This window comes from Terrihabitans aquatilis, from assembly GCF_052542005.1.
The window spans coordinates 20,084-39,760 of record NZ_JBOCUO010000003.1 but is presented as its reverse complement, the minus strand read 5'-3'; the positions used below and the strand labels follow the sequence as shown (position 1 = coordinate 39,760).

Genomic DNA, 19,677 nt, shown 5'->3' with positions numbered 1-19,677 from the left:
TCTCATGGCCCTGTTCGGACGCCGCACCCAACCGAAAGCCGCGCCGGCCGATGTGATGGCGCCGGAGGATGACGGCTGGCTCGAAGCCTGCGGTCTGGAGAAAAGCTATCGCGGCCGCCAGGTGGTGCACGGCGTCAGCCTGGCGGTGGCGCGCGGCGAGGCGGTCGGCGTCCTCGGTCCCAACGGCGCCGGCAAGACCACCGTCTTCTACATGATCTCCGGCCTCGTCCCCGCCGATCGCGGCCGAATCCAGCTCAACGGCGCCGACGTCACCGCGCTGCCGATGTACCGCCGCGCCCGTCTCGGCATCGGCTATCTGCCGCAGGAAGCCTCGATCTTCCGGGGCCTCAACGTCGAGGACAACATCCGCGCCATCCTCGAAGTGGTGGAGCCGGACCGCAAGAAGCGCGCCGAGAGCCTGGAAAATCTTCTCGACGAGTTCCGCATCACCCGGCTGCGCAAATCGCCGGCCATTGCGCTGTCGGGCGGCGAGCGGCGGCGGCTCGAGATCGCCCGCGCGCTCGCCAGCAATCCGGATTTCATGCTGCTCGACGAACCGTTCGCCGGCGTCGATCCGATCGCGGTCGCTGACATCCGCCTCCTGGTGCGGCATCTCACCGCACGCGGCATCGGCGTGCTCATCACCGACCACAATGTGCGCGAAACCCTGGGCCTCATAGATCGCGCCTACATCATCCATTCCGGGCAGGTGCTGATGCATGGCACCCCGGAGGAAATCGTGGAAAATCCCGATGTCAGGCGGCTTTACCTCGGCGAGGAATTCCGGCTTTAAATAGCCGAACGGATCGCCATGCAAGAAACGTCCCACTTGCAGGGCTGACAGCCTGGAAGCCGATGTCGCTTTCTCCGAAACTGATGCTGCGGCAGACGCAGTCGCTGATCATGACGCCGCAATTGATGCAGGCGATCAAGCTGCTGCAATTGTCCAGCCTCGACCTCGAAAACTACGTCGCCCAGGAGATCGAAAGCAATCCGCTGCTGGAGCGCGTCGAGGAGCGACCGGAGCCCGACGGCGGCGACGAAGGCGGCAATTCCCGGGACGTTCCGGCGGAGGACGGCGGCTGGCTCGACACAAGCCTGCCGGAAAGCCGCGCCGCCATCGAGGAGCGGCTCGACGCTGATCTCGGCAACGTCTTCCCGGACGAGGCGCCCATGGCGGCCGGCGGCGGCGAGAGCTATGTGGCCTCGTCCTGGTCGGGCCTCACGGGTGGCGGCGGCGGAGACGGCGACCTCGATTTCGAAACCTCGCTCAGCGCGCCCGCCAGCCTTGCCGACCATCTCGAACGCCAGTTCGCCCTGATCTGCGACGATCCTCGCCTGCGCCTCGTCGGGCGCGCCATCATCGACAGCCTCGACGAGTGCGGCTATTTCCGCGAACCGGTCGAGGATTTTGCGCAGCGGCTCGGCGTCTCGGCCGGCACGGTCGAGACAGCGCTGGGCTTCGTCCAGAGCGTGGAGCCGGCCGGCATCGCCGCCCGCTCGCTGGCCGAATGCCTCGCTTTGCAATTGCGCGACCGCAACCGCTACGACCCCGCCATGGAAAAGCTCCTGGCCAATCTCGATCTGGTGGCACGGCGTGATTTCACCGCGCTGCGCCGGCTCTGCGGCGTCGATGCCGAGGATCTGGCCGAGATGGTGGCGGAACTGCGCCACCTCACGCCCAAGCCCGGCCTGTCATTCTCCTCCTTCGCGGTGCAGACCATCGTGCCGGACGTGCTGGTGCGCGCAGCGCCGGACGGCACCTGGCTGGTGGAGCTGAATTCCGAGGCCCTGCCGCGCGTCCTCGTCAACCAGGCCTATCACGCCCGCGTGTCGCGCACGGCAAAGCGGCCGGACGAGAAGGCCTTCCTCACCGAATGCCTGCAGAACGCCAATTGGCTCACCCGCAGCCTGGAACAGCGCGCCCGCACCATCCTCAAGGTGGCGTCGGAGATCGTGCGCCAGCAGAACGGCTTCCTGATGCACGGCGTGGATCACCTGCGCCCGATGAATCTGCGCGCCGTGGCGGACGTCATCGGCATGCACGAATCCACGGTGTCGCGCGTCACGTCGAACAAATACATCGCCACGCCGCGCGGGCAGTTCGAGCTGAAATATTTCTTCACCGCCGCCATTTCGGCCACCGGCCATTCGGAAGCTCATTCGGCGGAGGCCGTGCGCCACCGCATCCGCCAGATGATCGACCGGGAGCCGCCATCGGAGGTTCTGTCGGACGATGCCATCGTGCAGCATCTGCGCGGGCGCGGCGTGGATATCGCCCGGCGCACGGTCGCCAAATACCGCGAATCCATGGGAATTCCGTCCTCGGTCCAGCGCCGGCGCGAGAAGGTCGCCGCCTCGTGAAGGTGGCTTTCCCCGGCTTCCCCGGCAGGCAACGTTGACTTCCTGAGCCCTCCTCCGTACGTCTTTGCCATGCGGCGGCCAACAAAGCGCCGGAATGGATGCGAACGCCGTGGTCCATTTTGCGTTTGTCAGGTGTAACCCGCGAGCGGGACAGCGATGAGTTTTCTCTCATGTTGAGCGATCTTCTGGCCCCCGGCGCGGTTCTTCCCTCCCTCAAGGTCACCAGCAAGAAGCAGGCGATCCAGGAGCTCTCCGAACGTGCGGCCGCACTTATCGGCCTGCCCGAGCGCGAGATCTACGAGACGCTGCTGCAGCGTGAGAGGCTTGGCTCGACCGGCGTCGGCAATGGCGTCGCCATTCCGCACGGCAAGCTGGCCAAGATCGACAAATTGTTCGGCCTATTCGCCCGCCTCGAAAAGCCGATCGATTTCGACGCGCTGGACAGCGAGCCGGTGGACCTCATCTTCCTGCTTCTGGCGCCCGAAGGCTCCGGCGCCGATCATCTGAAGGCGCTGGCCCGCGTCGCCCGCGTGCTGCGCGATGCGCCCACCACGCAGAAGCTGCGTGCCACGCGCGATGCGGCCGCTCTCCACGCTGTGCTGACGCAATCCTCCGGCTCGACGACGAACGCCGCCTAACCTTGCCGGAACATGGAATCCAATTCCTGTAAGGAAGTGGAAACCATGACCTCAGCGACATTTCCTAAAAATTGATCTTTTGGGAACAAGCTCTCGTTTTCATGGTTGCATTCACAACCTGTTGAAACGAAGCCGCAAGGCTTGGAAGTTCGGAGGGCTGTATGCAGTCCGTTCTTGTCGTCGAAGATGAAGCCATCATCGCCATGGATCTCGCTTTCTCGCTGGAGGCCATGGGCTATCGCGTCATCGGCCCCGCCGCCACCTGCGAGGAAGCCTGCCGGCTGGCCCGGGAGGACCGCCCCGACCTGCTGTTGATGGACGTCAGCATCCAGGGCGGCACCGACGGGATCGACACCGCACGCTTCATCACCGACGAGATGAAGGCCGCCGTGGTGTTCCTCACCGCCGAGGCCGACGCCCTTACCCGCTCCCGCGCCGCGGCCCTCCAGCCGAAGGCGTTCCTCAGCAAGCCATGCTCCACGCGCCAGATGCAGAGCGTGCTGGAAAGCGCGCTCGCCTGATCCCGCCTATTCCGCGTTAAGCGCCGCCACCGGGTCGAGCCGGGCGGCCTTCAGCGCCGGCGCGAAGCCGAACACGATCCCCGTCAGAACCGCGCAGCCGAACGCCATCAATGCGGGCGCCAGCGTGAACTGAAGCGGCAGGCCGGCATATTGGATGGCGAAGCCGGCCGCGAAGCCGAGCAGCATCCCGAACGTCCCGCCGAACGCCGCCACCACCACCGCCTCTGTCAGGAATTGCTGCAGGATGTTGCGCGTGGCCGCGCCGGTTGCCATGCGGATGCCGATCTCGCGCGTGCGCTCCGTCACGCTCATCAGCATGATGTTCATGATGCCGATGCCGCCCACCAGCAGCGAGATCGAGGCGATCGAGGCCAGGAGGATCGACAGGGTGTTCTGCGTCGCGGTCACCGCTTCCACGATCGAGGCCATGTTGCGGATCTGGAAATCCTCCTGGCCCGAATGGCGCTCCGTCAGGAAGGCCCGCACCGCGTTCTCGGTCTCGCCGATGCGGGACACGTCGGCCGCCGCCACCGTGATCATCCGCACATGGCGCTCGCCGAATAGCCGCAGGCCGCCGGACGTGATGGGCACCACGATCGTGTCGTCCTGATCGCCCATATGGTTCGCGCCCTTCGCCGACATCACGCCCACCACCTGGAACGGCACGTTATTGACGAGGATGAAGCTGCCGAGCGGATCGGAATCGCCGTAGAGGTTGCGCACCACCGTCTTGCCGAGCAGCGCCACGGTGGCCTGCCCGTCCTGGTCGGCGCGGGTGAAGAAGGCGCCGCCTTCCACCGTCCAGTTGCGCACCGAGGGCAGGTCGACCGAGGTCGCGGTCGCGGTGGTCTGGTAATCGCGGTTGCCGAGCCGCAGCGTCACCGATCCGGAGCGCTCGGGCAGTGCCGCGACCACGTTCGGCACGCCCTCGGCAATGGCATCGGCGTCCTCCGGCATCAGCGTCGCCACGCTCCCGCCCTCGCCCACGCGCTGGTTGGGCGCGCCCGGCCGCACCACGAGCAGGTTCGAACCCATCGAGCCGATCCGCTCCGCCACATCCCGCTTGGCCCCCTCGCCCACCGCGAGCATGGCTACCACTGAGGCGACGCCGATCATGATGCCGAGCAGCGTCAGGATGGTGCGGAAGACGTTGGCGCCCAGCGCGCGCATCGCCATCTTGGCGGCTTCCATCGTCTCGTCGGCCATGGAGGGCGCGCGCTCCGCCGGCGGCGCGGGCAGCGTCACCGAATCCGCCACGGCCGGCTCGTATCCGGTATCCGACACCACCTCGCCGTCGCGGATCTCGACCTGACGGCGGGCATGCTGCGCCACCTCCTTGTCGTGCGTGATGAGGATGATCGTATGGCCCCGCGCGGCGAGGTCCTTCAGCAGCGCCATCACGTCGGCGCCGCTTCGGGTGTCGAGCGCGCCGGTCGGCTCGTCGGCCAGGATGATGCGGCCGCCGTTCATCAGCGCGCGGGCGATGGAGACGCGCTGCTGCTGGCCGCCTGAGAGCTGGTTTGGCCGATGGCCCAGCCGTTCGCCAAGGCCGAGAGCCGCCAGGAGACGTTCGGCGCGCGGCCGCCGCTCGTCCGACGGCATGCCGGAATAGATCGCCGGCACCTCCACATTCTCGACCGCCGTCGCCGCCGCGATCAGATTGTAGCTCTGGAACACGAACCCGAATTCGTCGCGCCGCAGCCGGGCCAGCTCATCGCGGTCGAAGTCCGAGACGTCGCGGCCGGCGAAGCGATAGCGCCCCATGCTGGGCCGGTCGAGGCAGCCCAGAATGTTCATCAGGGTGGACTTGCCGGATCCCGAGGCGCCCATGATGGCCACGAACTCGCCGGGATAGATCTTCAGCGACACGCCGCGCAGCACGGTCACGGGCACCGCGCCGCCATAGGTCTTGCCGACGCCGTCAAGCTCGATCAGCGGCTCGGCGGTCTTCGCCGCGTGGACGCGGAAGCTCTCGTCGTTCATCAGAGCCGCATGCCCATGCGGCGCGGCCCGCGCTCACGTCCGCCGCCTCCGGCAGGTGCACCGGCACCGAGAACGATCCGGTCGCCTTCCTCCAGGCCGGAGCGAATCTCCGCGCTCACGCGGTTCTTCACACCCACCTCGACCGGGCGCGTCTCGGTCGCACCCGCGCCCGTCACCACTTCCGCGGTGTAACGCCCGCTGCCGGGCCGCCCCTCCTCGCGCAACGCGGTCAGCGGCACGGTCAGCACGTTCTCGGCCTCCGCCACCACGAAGAACACCTGCGCGGTCATCTCCGTCATCAATTCGCGGTTCGGATTCTCCACGTCGAACAGCGCGGTGTAGAGCACCACATTGTTCGTCACCTCGGGCGTGGGCAGCACCTGCCGCAGCGTGCCGGTCCAGCTCCTCTGGCCCGAGCCGAGCGTGGTGAATCGCGCCAGCATACCGAGCTTCAGGCGGGAGATGTCGGCCTCCGAGACCTGCGTCCGCACCGTCATGGTCGAGAGGTCGGCCACGCGCATCACGATGGGCGTCTGCTGGGTGGCATTGAGGGTTTGGCCGACACGCGCGTCCACCGACACGACCGTGCCGTCCATCGGCGCCACGATCTTGGTGTAGCCAAGCGTCGCCTCGTCGCCATGCACGTTCGCTTCGGTCTGGTCGATCTGCGCTTTCAGCATGTCGACCTGCGCCTGCGCCGAACGTGCACCTGCCTCGGCGGATTCGAACGCGGATTCCGCCACCGCCCGCGTAGTCAGCAGGCGCTTCTGACGCTCCAGGCTCTGATTGGCGAGGTCGCGCTGCGCCTCCTTGTCCACCAGTTGCGCCCTCAGCGCGGCGAGCGAGGCCCGGCCCGCCAGCACCTTTGTGTTCAGCACGACGGGGTCGATCTCGGTCAGAAGGTCACCGGCCTTCACCTCGTCGCCCACTTCGACCGGGATCTGCTTCACCTGGCCCGACACCTGCGCGCCGAGGTCGACATATTCCACGGGTTGCAGCTTGCCGAGCGCCGACACCGTGTCGCTCACCGAACCGCGCGTCACCGTCGCCGTGGCGGGAGCGGCCGTCGGCGCGGCGCTGCCGTTTCGATAATAGAGCCCGCCCGCCGCCAAAAGCCCCAGCACCAGAAACGCCGCGATCAGGCGGCCGCGCCGCCGCCTCGGGCGCACGGGCGCCGCCTTGGCAAGGTCCAGGTCGAATGCCGCCTTCGTCTCATCTTCGGTACGGCGTGTGGATTGATCGAGCATCGTCATGTCCGGCAAGGCGGTCGGGAGAAACCGTGTCCTGCATATACGCACGGACGCGCCTGTCCCTGCGCCCGCATGGCACCTCACACGCCGCTTTTACTGCGATCCCGTGGCGCCCGGCATGCTTTGCCGCGTCATCAGCGCGGCGATGACGATCCCGCCCAGAATGAGCGCCATGCCGATGGCGTGGTAGGCGAGGAACGGCTCCCCCAGAAGCAACGTCGCCAGCACCGCGCCGAACAGCGGCATCAGGCTGATGGCCTGGCCCGCGCGCCCCGCGCCGATGTCCGCCACCGCTTGGTTGAACAGGAAATAGGACACGACCGACGGCAGCACCGCGACGTAAAGGAACGCCCCCGCCACCTGCGGCCGCCAGTCGATCGCCAGCGCCTGGTCGAGCTCCAGCGCGGCAAACGGCAGCATGCTCATGGCGGCGATCACGAACGTGGCGGCCAGAAACGTCAGCGCATGGATTTTCGGCCGCTTGCGCAGCAGGCTGGTGTAGAGCGCCCAGCCCAGCACCCCGCACATGATCAGCACGTCGCCATAGCCGAAACGCAGCGCCAGGACCGCTGACACGTCGGCCTGGAAGATGATCGTCAGCACGCCGAGCACCGACAGCATCACCCCGAACAATTGCCAGCCCTGCGGCCGCACGCCGAACAGCGCGAAATCGAAGGCCAGCACCAGCGGCGGAATGGCCGCCTGCAGCAGCAGGCCGTTGCTCGCATTGGTGTAATGCAGGCCGAGGTAGAGAAACCCGTTGAACGCGGCCACGCCGGACAGCCCCAGCAGCAGCACGATGGGCCAATGCCGCACCAGCTGCTCCCAGTCCTCGCGCAAATGGCGGGCGGCGAAGGGCAGCAGCACGATCAGCGCGCCCGTCCACCGCACGAAAGCCAGGGTGAAGGGCGGAATGTCGTCGCGCACCGCCCGCCCGATGATGGAATTTCCGGCCCACAACAGCATGACCAGTGCGAGCATTCCGTAGGCTCGCAAGAGGGTGCGGGAATCGTTCATGCTGGGGTTGTAGCGGCAAGTTCCCCTCGAAGGCGAGCCCCGGCGCGTGGACCGGCCGGGGCTGCGCGCCTACCTTCGGCAAAGCGGCGCTTCCTCGGCTCCGCCGCAGCCGAAAAGGCGGTCTAGCTCGGACAGGGCGCGAGGCTGCTGACCAGGCCGAACACCGCACCTTGCGGATCCTGCGCCAGCAGAACGCGGGCGCCTCCCGGCACCTCGTCCGGCCCGTGCAGCACGCGCCCGCCACCGGCTTCCACAGCGTCCCTGGCGGCATCCACATCCGCTGCGTGGAAGTAGAAATTCCAGCGGCCCGGCTGGCCCGGTGCGGGCTGGGTCATCATGGCGCCGAGCGGTATCTCGCCATGGTGAAGGAAGGTGTAATCGCCAAGCGGGCCCATCGGCATGGCGCCGGCCTTGGTCCAGCCGAACAGCGAATTGTAGAATTCCAGCCCCGCCTCCTGATCGGTGGTCACGAGCTCGTTCCAGGCGCAATGGCCGGGGCTGGCCGGCTTGAAGGAGCGGCTCTGCTGGGCACTCGTGCCGTGCATCAGGTAGAAGGGCACGCCCTGAGGGTCGGTGACGAAGGCGAACCGCCCCACCTCCGGAATGTCCATGGGTTCCATCCGCACCGCGCCGCCGAGCGCCGTCACCTTCTCGCTCATGGCATCGACATCGGAGACCGCGACGTAGAATTGCCAGGACGGCGGCATGCCCACGCCATCCGGCGTGCGCATCAGCCCCGCGACGCCGCTGTCGGCCGCGGAAAGGATGCGATAATCGAACCCTGCGGCATTCGGCGCGTCGCCCGCCGACCAGCCAAGGACCCCACTGTAGAAGCGCTCCGCGGCGGCGGGATCGTCGGTGACCAGTTCGTACCAGATCGGCATGCCCTGCTGGTCAACCATGTCCGGCTCCATTGCTGGCGTCCAGTATCGGCGCAAAGCCGCCCCAGATCATGCGCTTGCCGTCGAATGGCATGTCACCGATTTCCTTCATCCGCTCGTCGTCCTGCATCTTCCGGCTGGCCTCGTCGCAGGTCGCCCGGTCTGGCCATTCGATCCAGGAGAACACCACGACCTCGCCCTCCCTGGCGTCGACCGCCCGGCGGAAATCGGTCTGTTTGCCGTCGGGAACATTGTCGCCCCAGGCTTCCATCAATCGAAGCGCGCCATATCCCTCGAACAGAGGCCACGCCTTGGCCGCCATCTCGCGATAGGCCTCCTTGTTGTCGGCCGGAACCGGCACCACGAATCCCTGGACGTATGCCATCCTTGTCCTCCCCATTCCGGCAGCCTTGAAACGGTTGCACGCGGTGAATAAATAAGTTGATATCAACGTATACGGACCATGTCAAAAGGCCCCGCCGCTTCCTCCGTTCCTTTCGAGACGACACTTCTCGTTCGCGATACCTGCCTGTGCCTTCACGCCCAGCGCGCCGCCCGCGCGCTCGCCCGGCGGTTCGACGATGAATTGCGGCCCGCCGGCATTACCAGCGGGCAGTTCTCGCTGCTGATGTCGCTCAACCGGCCGGAGCCGCCCACGCTCGGCTCGGTCGCCGAATTGCTGGCCATGGACCGCACCACGCTGACGGCCAATCTTAAGCCGCTGGAGCGGCGGGGACTTCTGACGGTCGCGGTCGACCCATCCGACCGCCGCGCCCGCCGTCTGGCGCTGACGGACGCCGGACGCCTCGTGCTGGCGCAGGCCACGCCCATCTGGACGCGCGTGCACGGCGAAATCGAGGCCGGCCTGCCCGACGCGGAAGCCCTGCGAGCCGGCCTTCTCGCGTTGTCCTGAATTCGCGCCGGCAAGGTCCTCACCGGCGCGTTGCCGTCACTTGAAGGATACGGTCTCGTTCTCGCCGCCCTTGGGCGGCTTGCCGGTCGCCGCGGCTTTCACATAACCATAGAGATATAGAACCGTGCTCGACGGCGAATCCCAATATTCCGCGACATCGACCGACACCTGGATCAGGCCGAGGTTCGGATCGTCCTTGCCTTCGGGAAACCAGGTGCGCGCGGGCTCGAACCAGTGCTTCTCGATCAAGGCGCGGTCCCGCACGATCCGGCCCTTGCCGGAGATCGACACGTAATTCTGCTTGCTCGTATCGGCATAAGTCAGAAGCACTTCGGGATCGGCCTCGATCTCGGCCACCTTTTCCGACGACAGCGCGGTCAGAAACCAGAGATCACCGTCGAATTCGGCGTGGTTCACGCCCATCGGCCGCGCATGCAGCACGCCGTTTTCGCCGCGCGTCGCAAGCATGGTGATGTGGGTGTCCTTGAGAATCTCGAGAACCTTGTCCTTGGCGGCCTGGTCGGTGCGATCGGTCATGAATTGCTCCTTGTGTCGTGCGTTGAAAACCGATGCGGGGCCGAGCCCGTTCCGAGGAAAAATACTATATTTTATAGTGAAAATATATTTTTAGCTTTTACGTACGGTTGAATATTTACATCACCCGCGGGACGTGCATTTTGAGCCTCCAACCCGGAGGAACCTCGTCCATGCGCCGTTTCGTTGCCGCAGCTGTCGCCAGCGCGCTGCTCTTCGCCGTCCCCGCCCGTGCGCAGGACGCCAATTCCCTGCTCAACGTCTCTTATGATATCGCCCGCGAGCTCTATGCCGCCGTCAATGTCGAGTTTGCCAAGGAGTGGAAGGAAAAGAACGGCAAGGACGTCAAGATCAACGACAGCTTCGCCGGCTCCTCGAAGCAGGCGCGGTCGATCCTCGAAGGCCTGGAAGCGGACGTCGTCACCTTCAACCAGGTCACCGACGTTCAGATCCTGGCCGACAAGGGCGGCCTTGTCGCCGCCGATTGGCAGAAGAAATTCCCCAACAACGCCTCGCCCTATTATTCGCTGCCGGCGTTCGTGGTCCGCACCGGCAATCCGAAGAACATCAAGAACTGGGACGATCTCGTCCGCGACGACGTCAAGCTCGTCTTCCCGAACCCGAAAACCTCGGGCAATGCGCGCTACACCTATCTCGCGGCCTATGCCTTCGCGCTGGAGCAGAACGGCGGCGATGAGGCGAAGGCCGACGCCTTCGTGAAAAAGCTCCTGTCCAACGTCGCGGTGTTCGACACCGGTGGGCGTGGCGCCACCACCACCTTCGTCGAGCGCCAGACGGGCGACGTGCTCATCACCTTCGAGGCCGAGACGGCGGCCATCGTCAAACAATACGGCTCGGCCAAGTTCGAGACCGTGGTACCGCCGGCCAGCCTGCTGGCCGAATTTCCGGTCGCCGTGGTCGACAAATATGCCGAGAAGCACGGCACGTCCGACCTCGCAAAGGCCTATCTCGATTTCCTCTATTCGCCCAAGGGCCAGGAAATCATCGCCGGCTTCAACAACCGCGTGCACGATGCGGGTGTCGCCGCCGCCAACAAGGACAAGTTCCCCGATGTGAAGCTCTACACGGTCGAGGACGTGTTCGGCGGCTGGGCCAAGGCCAGCGAGGTACATTTCGCCTCGGGCGGCAAGCTCGACCAGGTGTTCGTGGCGCGCTAATCGCAATCATCCATCGTCCAGACGGATACCGGGCGCCCACCGCGCCCGGTATTGTCGTATCAGCATCGACGCCCGACCATGCCGGCCACGCGGAACCCATGACCCTGCCCATCCGGCGCCGCCGACGCGTCCTTCCCGGCTTCCCGCTCGCGCTGGGGCTCACGCTCGGCTATCTGGGCTTTATCGTGCTGCTGCCTCTGGCCGCGCTGCTCCTGCAATCCATGGGCATCGGCTGGGAGCGTTTCCTCGCCATCCTCGGCTCGCCGCGCGCCCTGGCTGCCTTCCGCGTCACCTTCCTCGCCGCGCTCGGCGCCACCTTGTTCAACGCGGTCTACGGCCTCGCTTTGGCCTGGGTGCTCGCGCGCTATGACTTTCCCGGCAAGCGCGTGCTCGATGCCCTCGTCGACGTGCCGTTCGCGCTGCCTACCGCCGTCGCCGGCCTCGCCCTCGCCACCCTGTTCGCCCAGAACGGATGGTTCGGGGCGCCGCTCGCAGCCCTCGGCATCAAGGTCGTCTTCACGCCGCTCGGCATCGCGCTCGCCATGGCCTTCACCTCGCTGCCCTTCGTGGTGCGGCAGGTCCAGCCCGTGCTGGAGGACATCAGCGCCGATGTCGAGGAGGCGGCGCTCACGCTCGGCGCCTCCGATTGGCGGATCTTCCGCTCCATCATCTTCCCGGCCATCTTCCCGGCGTTCCTGGCCGGCTGCGCGCTGGCCTTCTCGCGTGCCATCGGCGAGTTTGGGGCCATCATCTTCATCGCCGGCAACCAGCCGAATTATTCCGAGATCGTCGCCCTCCTCGCCTTCATCCGGCTTGAGGAATTCGACTACCCCGCCGCCGCCGTCATCGCGACGGCGCTTCTCATCTGCGCGTTCGTGCTGCTCACGGTCACGAATCTCCTGCAATCCTGGCACCTGCGCTACATCGGACGCGAGGATTGATGCTGTTCGGCCGTCCCACTCCCTACCGCACCCACGCCACCCACCGCGTCGGCGATGCACCGTTCACACGCCGCCTCGTCATCGGCCTCGTTCTGGCGATGACGCTGTTCGTGCTGGTCGCGCCGCTCGTCATCATCTTCGCGCAGGCCTTCTCACTTGGCCTCGACGTCTATCTCGCCAACCTCGCCGACCCGGACACGCTGAGCGCCATCGGCCTCACCGTGCTCACGGCCATCGTCGTCGTGCCGGTCAACATCGCCTTCGGCATCGCCGCCGCCTGGGCCGTCACGAAATTCCGCTTCCCCGGCCGCAACCTGCTCATCACGCTTATCGAGATCCCGTTCTCGGTGTCGCCCATCATCGCCGGCGTGTCCTATCTGTTCGTTTACGGCGCGCAGGGGCTGTTCGGCCCCTTCCTTGCCGATCACGGCATCAAGATCATGTTCGCGGTGCCGGGCATCTTCCTCGTCAGCATGTTCGTCACCGCGCCGTTCGTGGCGCGCGAGCTCATTCCGCTGATGCAGGTGCAGGGTTCCGACGACGAGGAGGCCGCGCTCAGCCTCGGCGCATCGGGCCCGCGCATGTTCCTCAGCATCACGTTGCCGAACGTAAGGTGGGCGCTGCTCTACGGCGCCATCCTGTGCAATGCCCGCGTGGTAGGCGAGTTCGGCGCCGTGTCGGTGGTCTCCGGCAGCATTCGCGGCGTCACCAACACGCTGCCGCTGCAGATCGAGCTGCTCTACCACGATTACAACACGGCCGGCGCCTTCGCCGCCGCCACGGTGCTGGCGGGCCTTGCCGTCCTCACCCTTGTCGCGCGCGTGGTCGTCGAGCGTTATGACGATGCCCGGCAGGAAACGAAAATCCGCCAGCGCGCCGCCCATTGACGGCGCTGTGATCGATCCGAAACGGGTTTTCGCGCATTATGGCGGTATGCGCCGCCTGTTGCCCGCCCTCTGCCTCGCGCTCGCTCTCTCCGCGCCCGCGCAAGCCGATCCCGCCGCCTTGTCGCGCGAGGATCTGCGCGCCATCGTCCGCACCGAGGCCGCACGCACGGGAATGCCGCCGGAGCTGGCCGACGCGGTGGCAACGGTCGAGAGCAATTACGACATCCGCGCCATCGGCGGCGTGGGCGAGATCGGGCTGATGCAGATCCTGCCATCGACCGCCCGGATGCTCGGCTTCTACGGCAGCAATGCCGAACTGGCCGACCCGGCCACCAACGCCCGCTACGGCGTGAATTATCTCAGCAGCGCGTGGCGGCAGGCGAAGGGCGATATCTGCACCACGGTCATGAAATACCGCGCCGGCCACGGCGAGAGCCGCTTCTCCCACAAATCGGTGGCCTATTGCGTGCGCGTACGCCAGATCCTGGCGGCGCAGGGCCATGAGGTCACGGGCACGGTTCCGGTCGCCACTTTCGGCGATCCGTCGGGCCGGATCACCGCGGCGGGCCTGCGCGCTGGGGGAGGAAAAGCCGGAAGAAAACGCAGCCGCGTGGATTGGGCCGCTTACGACAAGCGTGTCAAAGCCATCGAATCCCGCATGGGCTCGGGCGGCATCATGCGCTGATGCGGTCGGCGTCCTTGCCAGGCAGAGCCGGTGCAGCGGGCTGCTCGCCCGCCATGAGCTGAGACAGCGGGACCACCTCCCAGCCCTCGTCCTCGACCGCACGACGCACCGCCCGCGCCACCACCATCGCGGTGGGCTCGTCGCCGTGCACACACAGGGAATCGAACGACACGTTCAACCGCGCGCCCGACATGGAGCGCACTTCGCCGTCCTGAAGCATGCGCTTCACGCGCTCGGTCACCAATTCGGGATCGGACAGCACCGAGCCCGGAACGGTGCGCGGCAGGAGACGGCCCTGGTCGTCGTAATGGCGGTCGGCGAAGGCTTCATGCGCAAAGGCAAGGCCGAGACGCCCGGCGGCATTCGCCATGCACGAGCCGGCCAGGCCGAGATAGATCAGGCCCGGATCGACCGCCTTGATGGCGCGGCCGACCGTCAGCGCGTGCGCCTCGTCTTCGGCGGCGGTGTTGTAGAGCGCGCCATGCACCTTCACATGCGACAGGCGATTGCCGGAATCCGCGGCGGCCTCGGCCATCATGCCGATCTGATAGGCCACAAGGGATTCCAGCTCCCATGCGCTCATGCGGATGAAATTCCGTCCGAAACCGGGCAAATCGTCGAAACTGGGATGCGCGCCGATGCCGACGCCCTGCTCTCCGGCCACGCGCGACACGAGCCGCATGGTCTCCAGATCGCCGGCATGGAAACCGCACGCAATGTTGGCGCTCGATACCAGGCCGAGCAGCGCCTCGTCGGCGGAGAACCCCTCTCCAAGGTCTGCGTTAATGTCGATCCTGAACGCCACTCTCCCGTCCTCCGCAGGCCAGCAGCAATGCTTTAGTATTAGTATATAGTGATCCTATGACCAGACCATAGCGTGAACCCTCTCCTTGGAAATAAATCTTATCGAACGCCTCCGGCCACTGGGCGATGGCGCCCTGACCTGCGAGTTCAGGCCCGGCGAAGACCGCCTCACCAGCCGCCTTGTCCATGCCGCGGCGCGGATGCTCGGAGAGGCGGCGCTTCCGGGCGTGCACGACATCGTGCCGGCGTTCCGCTCTTTAACCGTGCATTTCGATCCGGACCTGATCGACCACGGGGTTCTGGCGCAGCACATCCGGGCGCTCCAGCTTTCCGATGACGTCGAAACCGCGAGCGGGCGGACATGGCGCGTGCCGGTGCTCTATGGCGGCGAGGGTGGCCCGGATCTGGCGGAAACCGCCCATCGTGCCGGCCTCGCCGAGGCGGAGATCATCCGCCTCCATGCGTCCATTCCCTACCATGTCTACATGCTGGGCTTCCTGCCCGGTTTCGCCTATCTCGGCGATCTCCCCGAACAGCTCCGCCTGCCGCGCCTCGCCGATCCCCGCACACGGGTGCCGGCCGGCTCGGTTGCCATCGCGGAGAGCATGACCGCGATCTATCCCAGCGCCTCGCCGGGCGGCTGGCGACTGATCGGCCGCAGTCCGTTTCCCCTGTTCGATGCGGCGCGCAATCCACCCTGTCCTCTGGCGGCGGGAGACAGGGTCGTCTTCCACCCGGTGACATCCGCCGAGTTCGACGATCTCGCCCGCGCCTCGGCCGCCGGCTTTTGGCCGGAGCCGGAACCATGAGCGGCCTCGACATCCTCGAAGGCGGTTTGCAGACCCTGGTGCAGGATCTCGGCCGGCCCGGCTTCCTGTCGCTCGGCGTCAGCAAAGGCGGCGCGCTCGACAGCTTCTCCTTTCGCCTCGGCAATCTGCTCGTCGGAAACGACGAGGGCGCGGCGGCTCTGGAAGTGCGCTCCCCCGGGCCCGTGTTCAGGGTCACGGCTCCCCGGCTTCGGCTGGCGCTGGCGGGCTCCTCCGCCGGCCTCATCGTCGAACGCGAGGGTGAGATTGCGCATTGGGTGTCCTGGCGCGCTGTGGACGTGCACGAGGGAGACATCATTCGCGTGCCGCCCTTTGCCGACAGCGCGATCGCCTCTCTGCACGTCGCGGGCGGCATCGCGGTGCCACGGGTTCTGGGCTCGCGGGCAACGTCGCTGCGCGGCAGCTTCGGCGGCCTCGATGGGCGCGCTTTGCGCACGGGCGATCATGTGCCGTGCGGAGCCGGCGATTTCGACAAGCCATTGCTGACGCTCATCATGCCGCCGGTGTTCCCAGCCTTGCCCCGACTGCGCATCATCCCCGGCCCGCAGGACGATCATTTCACGCCGGCGGCCATGAGGATTCTGGTGGAGACGGAGTTCACGGTGAGCCGCGAGTTCGACCGCATCGGCCTGCGGCTGGACGGCCCGAAGCTCGCTCATGCCAGGGAGGCGGGCATTCCGTCCGACGGCACCGCTGCGGGCGCGATCCAGGTGCCAGTTTCGGGCCAGCCCATCGTGCTCCTGGCCGACTGCCAGAGCACCGGGGGCTACCCCAAGATCGCAACCATCATAACGGCCGATCTCGATCTGGCCGGCCGCCTCAATGCGGGCATGAAAGTTCGCTTCGACACCGTCGATCAGGACGGCGCGGCGGAGGCCCGCCGCATGGCACGTCATCTGTTCGAATATTTCGCCGCACGCCTCGCCCCGGTGCGCGAGCCCGCAAGGCTCTGACGGCGATCAGAGGCGCGAGAAAACCGTTTCGACCTCGGTCAGTCCGAACGGCTTGCGCAGGAAGGCCTGCGCCCCCGCCTCTTCGGCGCGGAGATAGGTTCCTCCGTCCCGATGCCCGGTGATGACGATGGCCCGCGCGCCATAGGATTCCTGGCCGGCGCGAGCCACTTTCAATCCGTCGCCGCCGCCTGCGAGGTGGATATCGGTGACGATCAGATCGGGCCGTTCGCTCGCCACGAGGTGCAGGGCTTCCGCCTCGTCGGCCACCACGCCGACCACTTCATGGCCGAGGCGTTCGAGAATGCTCTCGAGATGAAGGCCGACGATGAATTCGTCCTCCACGATGAGGACGCGCCATCTCGGCTTGTCCATCCCGTCAACGTTGATCGCGGCCATTTCCACACCTCGCACCTGCGTAAACTGCAACGGCGAGTTTCGGCTTTGGTTCCATCGGGCCTTGGCCGAAATCGCCAGGAGCCGCTATGTGGGAATCATGAAACCTCTTCGCCATCCGGCCTCATCCGCGTCCCGGCCATGACCGCAATCCATCCACCCGTTCTCGGCGCATTGCTAGCCGGCGGTCTCGGCCGGCGCATGGGAGAGGGCGACAAGCCGCTTCGAACCGTCGCGGGCCTGACTTTGCTGGAACGCGCGATCGCCGCCCTTCGCCCGCAATGCGCGGCGCTCATCCTCAACGCCAATGGCGATCCGGCCCGCTTCGCCGCAACCGAACTGCCCATCGTGCCGGACTCGATCCCCGATCATGCCGGGCCGATGGCCGGCGTGCTGGCCGCGCTGGATTGGTGCGCGGCCCATCGCCCCGATATCGACTGGGTGGTCACGGCCGCCGCCGACCAGCCTTTCCTGCCCGCAGATCTCGTCGCCCGCCTCCATATGGCCCGGGCGGAACGCAAACGCCCGCTTGCCGTGGCGGAAAGCGGCGGCCGCATGCATCCGGTCAACGCCTTGTGGCCCGTCTCGCTGCGCGAGGATCTGCGATCGGCACTCATCGGCACGGATCAGCGCAGGATCGGCGCATTCATCGGCACATATGATCCGGCCCGCGCGGACTGGCCATCGGAGCCTCGCGACCCCTTCTTCAACGCCAACACGCCGGACGATCTGGCCGAGGCGGAACGCCTCGCTCAGAACATTTCCGAATAAGAGCGGTAGCCCACCACATCGCCGGCCCGCACCTCGGTCATATCCTCCGCAAGCTCCACCATCCCGCTGGTTTCGGTGAGGGAGGTCAGCGCGCCGGAACCTTCGCGCGGATGCTTCTCCACCCGTGCGACCCCATCCGCGCCGCGCCGCAGGATCACCCGGACGAATTCCCGGCGGCCCGCTTTCTTCCGGTAAGCGAAGGCTGCGCGAACAGGCATCAGGGGCGCGGGCGCCCAGTCCTCTCCCCCCAGCCGCGCGATCAAGGCACGCACAATGTTGGTGAAGGTCACGAACACCGCGACCGGGTTGCCGGGCAGTCCCACGAAAGGCGTTCCCTCCACCACCGCCATCGTCACGGGGCGGCCGGGCTTGATGGCGAGCCGCCATTGCACCAGCGTGCCGATCCTCTCCACCACCCGCCTCGTATGGTCCTCCTCCCCGATGGAAACACCGCCCGAAGAGAGGATGAGGTCATGGCTCGATGCCGCGTCCCGGATCGCGTCCGCCAGCGCGCCCGGCTCGTCACGGAAGATGCCGAGGTCCGAGACCTCGCAGCCCGCGCGGCGCAGCAAGGCCGCCATCATGGCGCGATTGCTCTCGTAGAGGCCGCCCGCCGCCAGCGGCCGACCGGGAAGCGTCAGCTCGTCCCCAGTCGCCAGAAGCGCCACGCGAAGGCGCCGCCGCACGGGCAATTCCTGAAAACCCAGCGCCGAGGCGAGGGCCACATGCTGGGGCGCCAACCGCAGCCCAGCCGGCAGCACGGCGCTTCCACGCGCCACGTCCTCGCCCGTAACACGCCGGTTCGCCCCCATCGAAAGGCCGGGAGGCAGCACGACGCGCCCTTCCTCCTCGCGTACATCCTCCTGCATGAACACCGTGTCCGCGCCTTCCGGCATCCTCGCCCCGGTAAAGATGCGCGCGCCTTCACCCTCTCCGACGCGATGGGACGCACCGTCACCGGCCGCGATACGCGCCGCGACGGACAGGATTGTCTCCCCATCCGACCGAAGATCCGAATGACGCACCGCCCACCCGTCGACGGCGGAATTGTCGAAGCCTGGGATATCGACGGGAGCGATGACATCGCCCGCCAGCACGCGATGATCGGCATCCGCCAGCACAACCGCCTCGACATCCGCTACGGGAACGATGCTGCGGCCGATGAGAGCGATACCCTCCTCGATCGACAGCGATTGGCCACCATAGGCGAAGCATTCACCCGACAATTGCGCCATGGTCAGTTCCCCGGGCTTTTCTCGAAAGGCCGCGCCTCGGCAATAATCAGGTCCGCAATCGCGGAGATATCTTCGAGATCGAAAACAGGCAAAGGCGCGTTGGGCACGGCCTCGTCGGCGGCGATTGCCCGAATTGTCGGATCCTCGGGATGCAGGAACAGCTTTCCATTGGCAGCGCGCCACACCTCGATCTTGGGATACGGTTCGCGCTTGAAGCCTTCGATCAGCACGAAATCGACGGGCGACAACCGATCCAGAAGCTCGGGAAGGCTGGGCTCCCGGGCGTCGCGCACTTCATGGATCAGTGCGAAACGGCTTTCGGACGCGACCAGAACTTCCGCGGCACCGGCCTGTCGATGCAGCCAGCTGTCCTTGCCCGGTTTGTCGATGTCGAAATCATGATGGGCGTGCTTCACCGTCGACACCGAATGCCCCCGGCTGATCAGCGCGGGAATAAGCTTGCGCAGCAGCGTGGTCTTGCCCGCCCCGCTCCAGCCCGCCACTCCCATCAGACGCATCATACCCTCCCGACGGCCTTTGTCGGCCTTGCCGCGAATGTAGGGGCAATGACGACGCGCCGCATCCTCGGAACAGACTTGCGGCAGGCACGGTCCCGTGACATCGAGCAGCATGACGACCGAGCTTGACCTTCGCGGGCTGAAATGTCCCCTCCCTGTCCTGCGCACCCGCAAGGCCTTGCGGGCAATGATTTCGGGCGAGCGGCTTTTTGTGTCGGCAACCGATCCCATGGCGCAGATCGACATCCCAAATCTTATCCGCGAAACAGGTGACCGACTGGAGCGCCAGACCAGGGACGGCGACATCCTCGGATTTTATATCGTCAAATTATAATACCTATTATTTTTGTTGATTACACAACAATCCAATTCAGTTATGTGTCG

The 19,677-nt window shown here is 66.3% G+C and carries 23 protein-coding genes; 13 read left to right on the top strand and 10 right to left on the bottom strand.

Features of this window, described 5'->3' with window-relative positions:
• Positions 1-4 precede the first annotated feature (4 nt).
• From lptB to ACQ6S1_RS11220, 4 genes are all read left to right on the top strand, one after another.
• Positions 5-793 (top strand): LPS export ABC transporter ATP-binding protein, encoded by a 789-nt coding sequence (gene lptB, locus ACQ6S1_RS11235; protein ID WP_445041310.1) that lies wholly within the window; start codon positions 5-7, stop codon positions 791-793.
• Between the two features lie 62 nt (positions 794-855).
• The gene (rpoN, locus tag ACQ6S1_RS11230; RefSeq protein ID WP_445041309.1) at positions 856-2,364 is read left to right on the top strand and encodes an RNA polymerase factor sigma-54; all 1,509 of its coding nucleotides are present in this window, start codon (positions 856-858) and stop codon (positions 2,362-2,364) included.
• A gap of 170 nt (positions 2,365-2,534) precedes the next feature.
• Positions 2,535-3,002: a PTS IIA-like nitrogen regulatory protein PtsN gene (ptsN, locus tag ACQ6S1_RS11225; RefSeq protein WP_445041308.1), complete on the top strand. Its 468-nt coding sequence runs from the start codon at positions 2,535-2,537 to the stop codon at positions 3,000-3,002.
• Between the two features lie 161 nt (positions 3,003-3,163).
• Positions 3,164-3,523, top strand: a complete 360-nt coding sequence (locus tag ACQ6S1_RS11220; RefSeq protein ID WP_445041307.1) for a response regulator — start codon at positions 3,164-3,166, stop codon at positions 3,521-3,523.
• Positions 3,524-3,529: 6 nt separating this feature from the next.
• Here ACQ6S1_RS11220 and ACQ6S1_RS11215 read toward each other — a convergent pair whose 3' ends face one another.
• From ACQ6S1_RS11215 to ACQ6S1_RS11195, 5 genes are all read right to left on the bottom strand, one after another.
• Positions 3,530-5,506 carry a MacB family efflux pump subunit gene (locus ACQ6S1_RS11215; RefSeq protein ID WP_445041306.1) on the bottom strand — a complete coding sequence of 659 codons (1,977 nt, stop codon included), beginning with the start codon at positions 5,504-5,506 and terminating at the stop codon, positions 3,530-3,532.
• Complete coding sequence (locus tag ACQ6S1_RS11210; protein WP_445041305.1) at positions 5,506-6,753, bottom strand: efflux RND transporter periplasmic adaptor subunit; 1,248 nt, start codon at positions 6,751-6,753, stop codon at positions 5,506-5,508. The genes ACQ6S1_RS11215 and ACQ6S1_RS11210 overlap by 1 nt, the downstream gene beginning before the upstream one ends.
• A 96-nt stretch (positions 6,754-6,849) precedes the next feature.
• Positions 6,850-7,773, bottom strand: a complete 924-nt coding sequence (locus ACQ6S1_RS11205) for a DMT family transporter (RefSeq protein WP_445041304.1) — start codon at positions 7,771-7,773, stop codon at positions 6,850-6,852.
• Positions 7,774-7,895: 122 nt separating this feature from the next.
• Positions 7,896-8,675 (bottom strand): VOC family protein, encoded by a 780-nt coding sequence (locus tag ACQ6S1_RS11200; protein ID WP_445041303.1) that lies wholly within the window; start codon positions 8,673-8,675, stop codon positions 7,896-7,898.
• Positions 8,668-9,039 (bottom strand): DUF1428 domain-containing protein, encoded by a 372-nt coding sequence (locus ACQ6S1_RS11195; RefSeq protein ID WP_445041302.1) that lies wholly within the window; start codon positions 9,037-9,039, stop codon positions 8,668-8,670. The genes ACQ6S1_RS11200 and ACQ6S1_RS11195 overlap by 8 nt, the downstream gene beginning before the upstream one ends.
• 78 nt (positions 9,040-9,117) lie before the next feature.
• Here ACQ6S1_RS11195 and ACQ6S1_RS11190 point away from each other — a divergent pair, with 78 nt between their 5' ends.
• Entirely contained in the window at positions 9,118-9,567 is a 450-nt protein-coding gene (locus ACQ6S1_RS11190) for a MarR family winged helix-turn-helix transcriptional regulator (protein ID WP_445041301.1), read from the top strand.
• 36 nt (positions 9,568-9,603) lie between these two features.
• Here ACQ6S1_RS11190 and ACQ6S1_RS11185 read toward each other — a convergent pair whose 3' ends face one another.
• On the bottom strand, positions 9,604-10,104 hold the full coding sequence (locus tag ACQ6S1_RS11185; protein ID WP_445041300.1) for a pyridoxamine 5'-phosphate oxidase family protein: 501 nt from the start codon (positions 10,102-10,104) through the stop codon (positions 9,604-9,606).
• 170 nt (positions 10,105-10,274) lie between these two features.
• On the opposite strand from ACQ6S1_RS11185, the gene cysP reads away from it, so the two are divergent.
• The 4 genes from cysP (at position 10,275) to ACQ6S1_RS11165 (ending at position 13,792) form a co-directional block, all read left to right on the top strand.
• On the top strand, positions 10,275-11,279 hold the full coding sequence (cysP, locus tag ACQ6S1_RS11180; protein ID WP_445041299.1) for a thiosulfate ABC transporter substrate-binding protein CysP: 1,005 nt from the start codon (positions 10,275-10,277) through the stop codon (positions 11,277-11,279).
• Positions 11,280-11,377: 98 nt separating this feature from the next.
• Complete coding sequence (gene cysT, locus ACQ6S1_RS11175) at positions 11,378-12,220, top strand: sulfate ABC transporter permease subunit CysT (RefSeq protein ID WP_445041298.1); 843 nt, start codon at positions 11,378-11,380, stop codon at positions 12,218-12,220.
• A complete protein-coding gene (cysW, locus tag ACQ6S1_RS11170; protein WP_445041297.1) occupies positions 12,220-13,107 on the top strand; it encodes a sulfate ABC transporter permease subunit CysW in 888 nt (295 codons plus the stop codon). Before cysT ends, cysW begins: the two co-directional genes overlap by 1 nt.
• 7 nt (positions 13,108-13,114) lie before the next feature.
• Positions 13,115-13,792: a lytic transglycosylase domain-containing protein gene (locus tag ACQ6S1_RS11165; RefSeq protein ID WP_445041296.1), complete on the top strand. Its 678-nt coding sequence runs from the start codon at positions 13,115-13,117 to the stop codon at positions 13,790-13,792.
• Here ACQ6S1_RS11165 and ACQ6S1_RS11160 read toward each other — a convergent pair.
• A complete protein-coding gene (locus tag ACQ6S1_RS11160; RefSeq protein ID WP_445041295.1) occupies positions 13,782-14,597 on the bottom strand; it encodes a LamB/YcsF family protein in 816 nt (271 codons plus the stop codon). The two genes, ACQ6S1_RS11165 and ACQ6S1_RS11160, sit on opposite strands and share 11 nt — an antisense overlap.
• 85 nt (positions 14,598-14,682) lie before the next feature.
• Here ACQ6S1_RS11160 and pxpB point away from each other — a divergent pair, with 85 nt between their 5' ends.
• Both pxpB and ACQ6S1_RS11150 read left to right on the top strand, forming a co-directional pair.
• Entirely contained in the window at positions 14,683-15,405 is a 723-nt protein-coding gene (pxpB, locus tag ACQ6S1_RS11155) for a 5-oxoprolinase subunit PxpB (protein ID WP_445041294.1), read from the top strand.
• Positions 15,402-16,376: a 5-oxoprolinase subunit C family protein gene (locus tag ACQ6S1_RS11150; protein ID WP_445041293.1), complete on the top strand. Its 975-nt coding sequence runs from the start codon at positions 15,402-15,404 to the stop codon at positions 16,374-16,376. The genes pxpB and ACQ6S1_RS11150 overlap by 4 nt, the downstream gene beginning before the upstream one ends.
• Positions 16,377-16,382: 6 nt before the next feature.
• Here ACQ6S1_RS11150 and ACQ6S1_RS11145 read toward each other — a convergent pair whose 3' ends face one another.
• Positions 16,383-16,772: a response regulator gene (locus ACQ6S1_RS11145; RefSeq protein ID WP_445041292.1), complete on the bottom strand. Its 390-nt coding sequence runs from the start codon at positions 16,770-16,772 to the stop codon at positions 16,383-16,385.
• Positions 16,773-16,910: 138 nt separating this feature from the next.
• On the opposite strand from ACQ6S1_RS11145, the gene mobA reads away from it, so the two are divergent.
• Positions 16,911-17,540: a molybdenum cofactor guanylyltransferase MobA gene (gene mobA / locus ACQ6S1_RS11140; RefSeq protein WP_445041291.1), complete on the top strand. Its 630-nt coding sequence runs from the start codon at positions 16,911-16,913 to the stop codon at positions 17,538-17,540.
• Here the strand turns inward: mobA and ACQ6S1_RS11135 are convergent.
• Together ACQ6S1_RS11135 and mobB are read right to left on the bottom strand one after the other, a co-directional pair.
• Positions 17,522-18,775 carry a molybdopterin molybdotransferase MoeA gene (locus ACQ6S1_RS11135; protein WP_445041290.1) on the bottom strand — a complete coding sequence of 418 codons (1,254 nt, stop codon included), beginning with the start codon at positions 18,773-18,775 and terminating at the stop codon, positions 17,522-17,524. The two genes, mobA and ACQ6S1_RS11135, sit on opposite strands and share 19 nt — an antisense overlap.
• Before the next feature lie 2 nt (positions 18,776-18,777).
• Positions 18,778-19,293, bottom strand: coding sequence for a molybdopterin-guanine dinucleotide biosynthesis protein B (gene mobB / locus ACQ6S1_RS11130; RefSeq protein WP_445042003.1), 516 nt, complete (start codon positions 19,291-19,293; stop codon positions 18,778-18,780).
• A 112-nt stretch (positions 19,294-19,405) separates the two neighbouring features.
• Between mobB and ACQ6S1_RS11125 the strand changes: the two genes are divergently transcribed.
• Complete coding sequence (locus tag ACQ6S1_RS11125) at positions 19,406-19,627, top strand: sulfurtransferase TusA family protein (protein WP_445041289.1); 222 nt, start codon at positions 19,406-19,408, stop codon at positions 19,625-19,627.
• Positions 19,628-19,677: the final 50 nt, after the last annotated feature.

Coding starts and splice junctions, on each gene's coding strand:
- lptB (WP_445041310.1), top strand. CDS start 5: ATGGCCCTGTTCGGACGCCGCACCCAACCGAAAGCCGCGCCGGCCGAT.
- rpoN (WP_445041309.1), top strand. CDS start 856: ATGTCGCTTTCTCCGAAACTGATGCTGCGGCAGACGCAGTCGCTGATC.
- ptsN (WP_445041308.1), top strand. CDS start 2,535: ATGTTGAGCGATCTTCTGGCCCCCGGCGCGGTTCTTCCCTCCCTCAAG.
- ACQ6S1_RS11220 (WP_445041307.1), top strand. CDS start 3,164: ATGCAGTCCGTTCTTGTCGTCGAAGATGAAGCCATCATCGCCATGGAT.
- ACQ6S1_RS11215 (WP_445041306.1), bottom strand. CDS start 5,506: ATGAACGACGAGAGCTTCCGCGTCCACGCGGCGAAGACCGCCGAGCCG.
- ACQ6S1_RS11210 (WP_445041305.1), bottom strand. CDS start 6,753: ATGCTCGATCAATCCACACGCCGTACCGAAGATGAGACGAAGGCGGCA.
- ACQ6S1_RS11205 (WP_445041304.1), bottom strand. CDS start 7,773: ATGAACGATTCCCGCACCCTCTTGCGAGCCTACGGAATGCTCGCACTG.
- ACQ6S1_RS11200 (WP_445041303.1), bottom strand. CDS start 8,675: ATGGTTGACCAGCAGGGCATGCCGATCTGGTACGAACTGGTCACCGAC.
- ACQ6S1_RS11195 (WP_445041302.1), bottom strand. CDS start 9,039: ATGGCATACGTCCAGGGATTCGTGGTGCCGGTTCCGGCCGACAACAAG.
- ACQ6S1_RS11190 (WP_445041301.1), top strand. CDS start 9,118: ATGTCAAAAGGCCCCGCCGCTTCCTCCGTTCCTTTCGAGACGACACTT.
- ACQ6S1_RS11185 (WP_445041300.1), bottom strand. CDS start 10,104: ATGACCGATCGCACCGACCAGGCCGCCAAGGACAAGGTTCTCGAGATT.
- cysP (WP_445041299.1), top strand. CDS start 10,275: ATGCGCCGTTTCGTTGCCGCAGCTGTCGCCAGCGCGCTGCTCTTCGCC.
- cysT (WP_445041298.1), top strand. CDS start 11,378: ATGACCCTGCCCATCCGGCGCCGCCGACGCGTCCTTCCCGGCTTCCCG.
- cysW (WP_445041297.1), top strand. CDS start 12,220: ATGCTGTTCGGCCGTCCCACTCCCTACCGCACCCACGCCACCCACCGC.
- ACQ6S1_RS11150 (WP_445041293.1), top strand. CDS start 15,402: ATGAGCGGCCTCGACATCCTCGAAGGCGGTTTGCAGACCCTGGTGCAG.
- ACQ6S1_RS11145 (WP_445041292.1), bottom strand. CDS start 16,772: ATGGCCGCGATCAACGTTGACGGGATGGACAAGCCGAGATGGCGCGTC.
- mobA (WP_445041291.1), top strand. CDS start 16,911: ATGACCGCAATCCATCCACCCGTTCTCGGCGCATTGCTAGCCGGCGGT.
- ACQ6S1_RS11135 (WP_445041290.1), bottom strand. CDS start 18,775: ATGGCGCAATTGTCGGGTGAATGCTTCGCCTATGGTGGCCAATCGCTG.
- mobB (WP_445042003.1), bottom strand. CDS start 19,293: ATGCGTCTGATGGGAGTGGCGGGCTGGAGCGGGGCGGGCAAGACCACG.
- ACQ6S1_RS11125 (WP_445041289.1), top strand. CDS start 19,406: ATGACGACCGAGCTTGACCTTCGCGGGCTGAAATGTCCCCTCCCTGTC.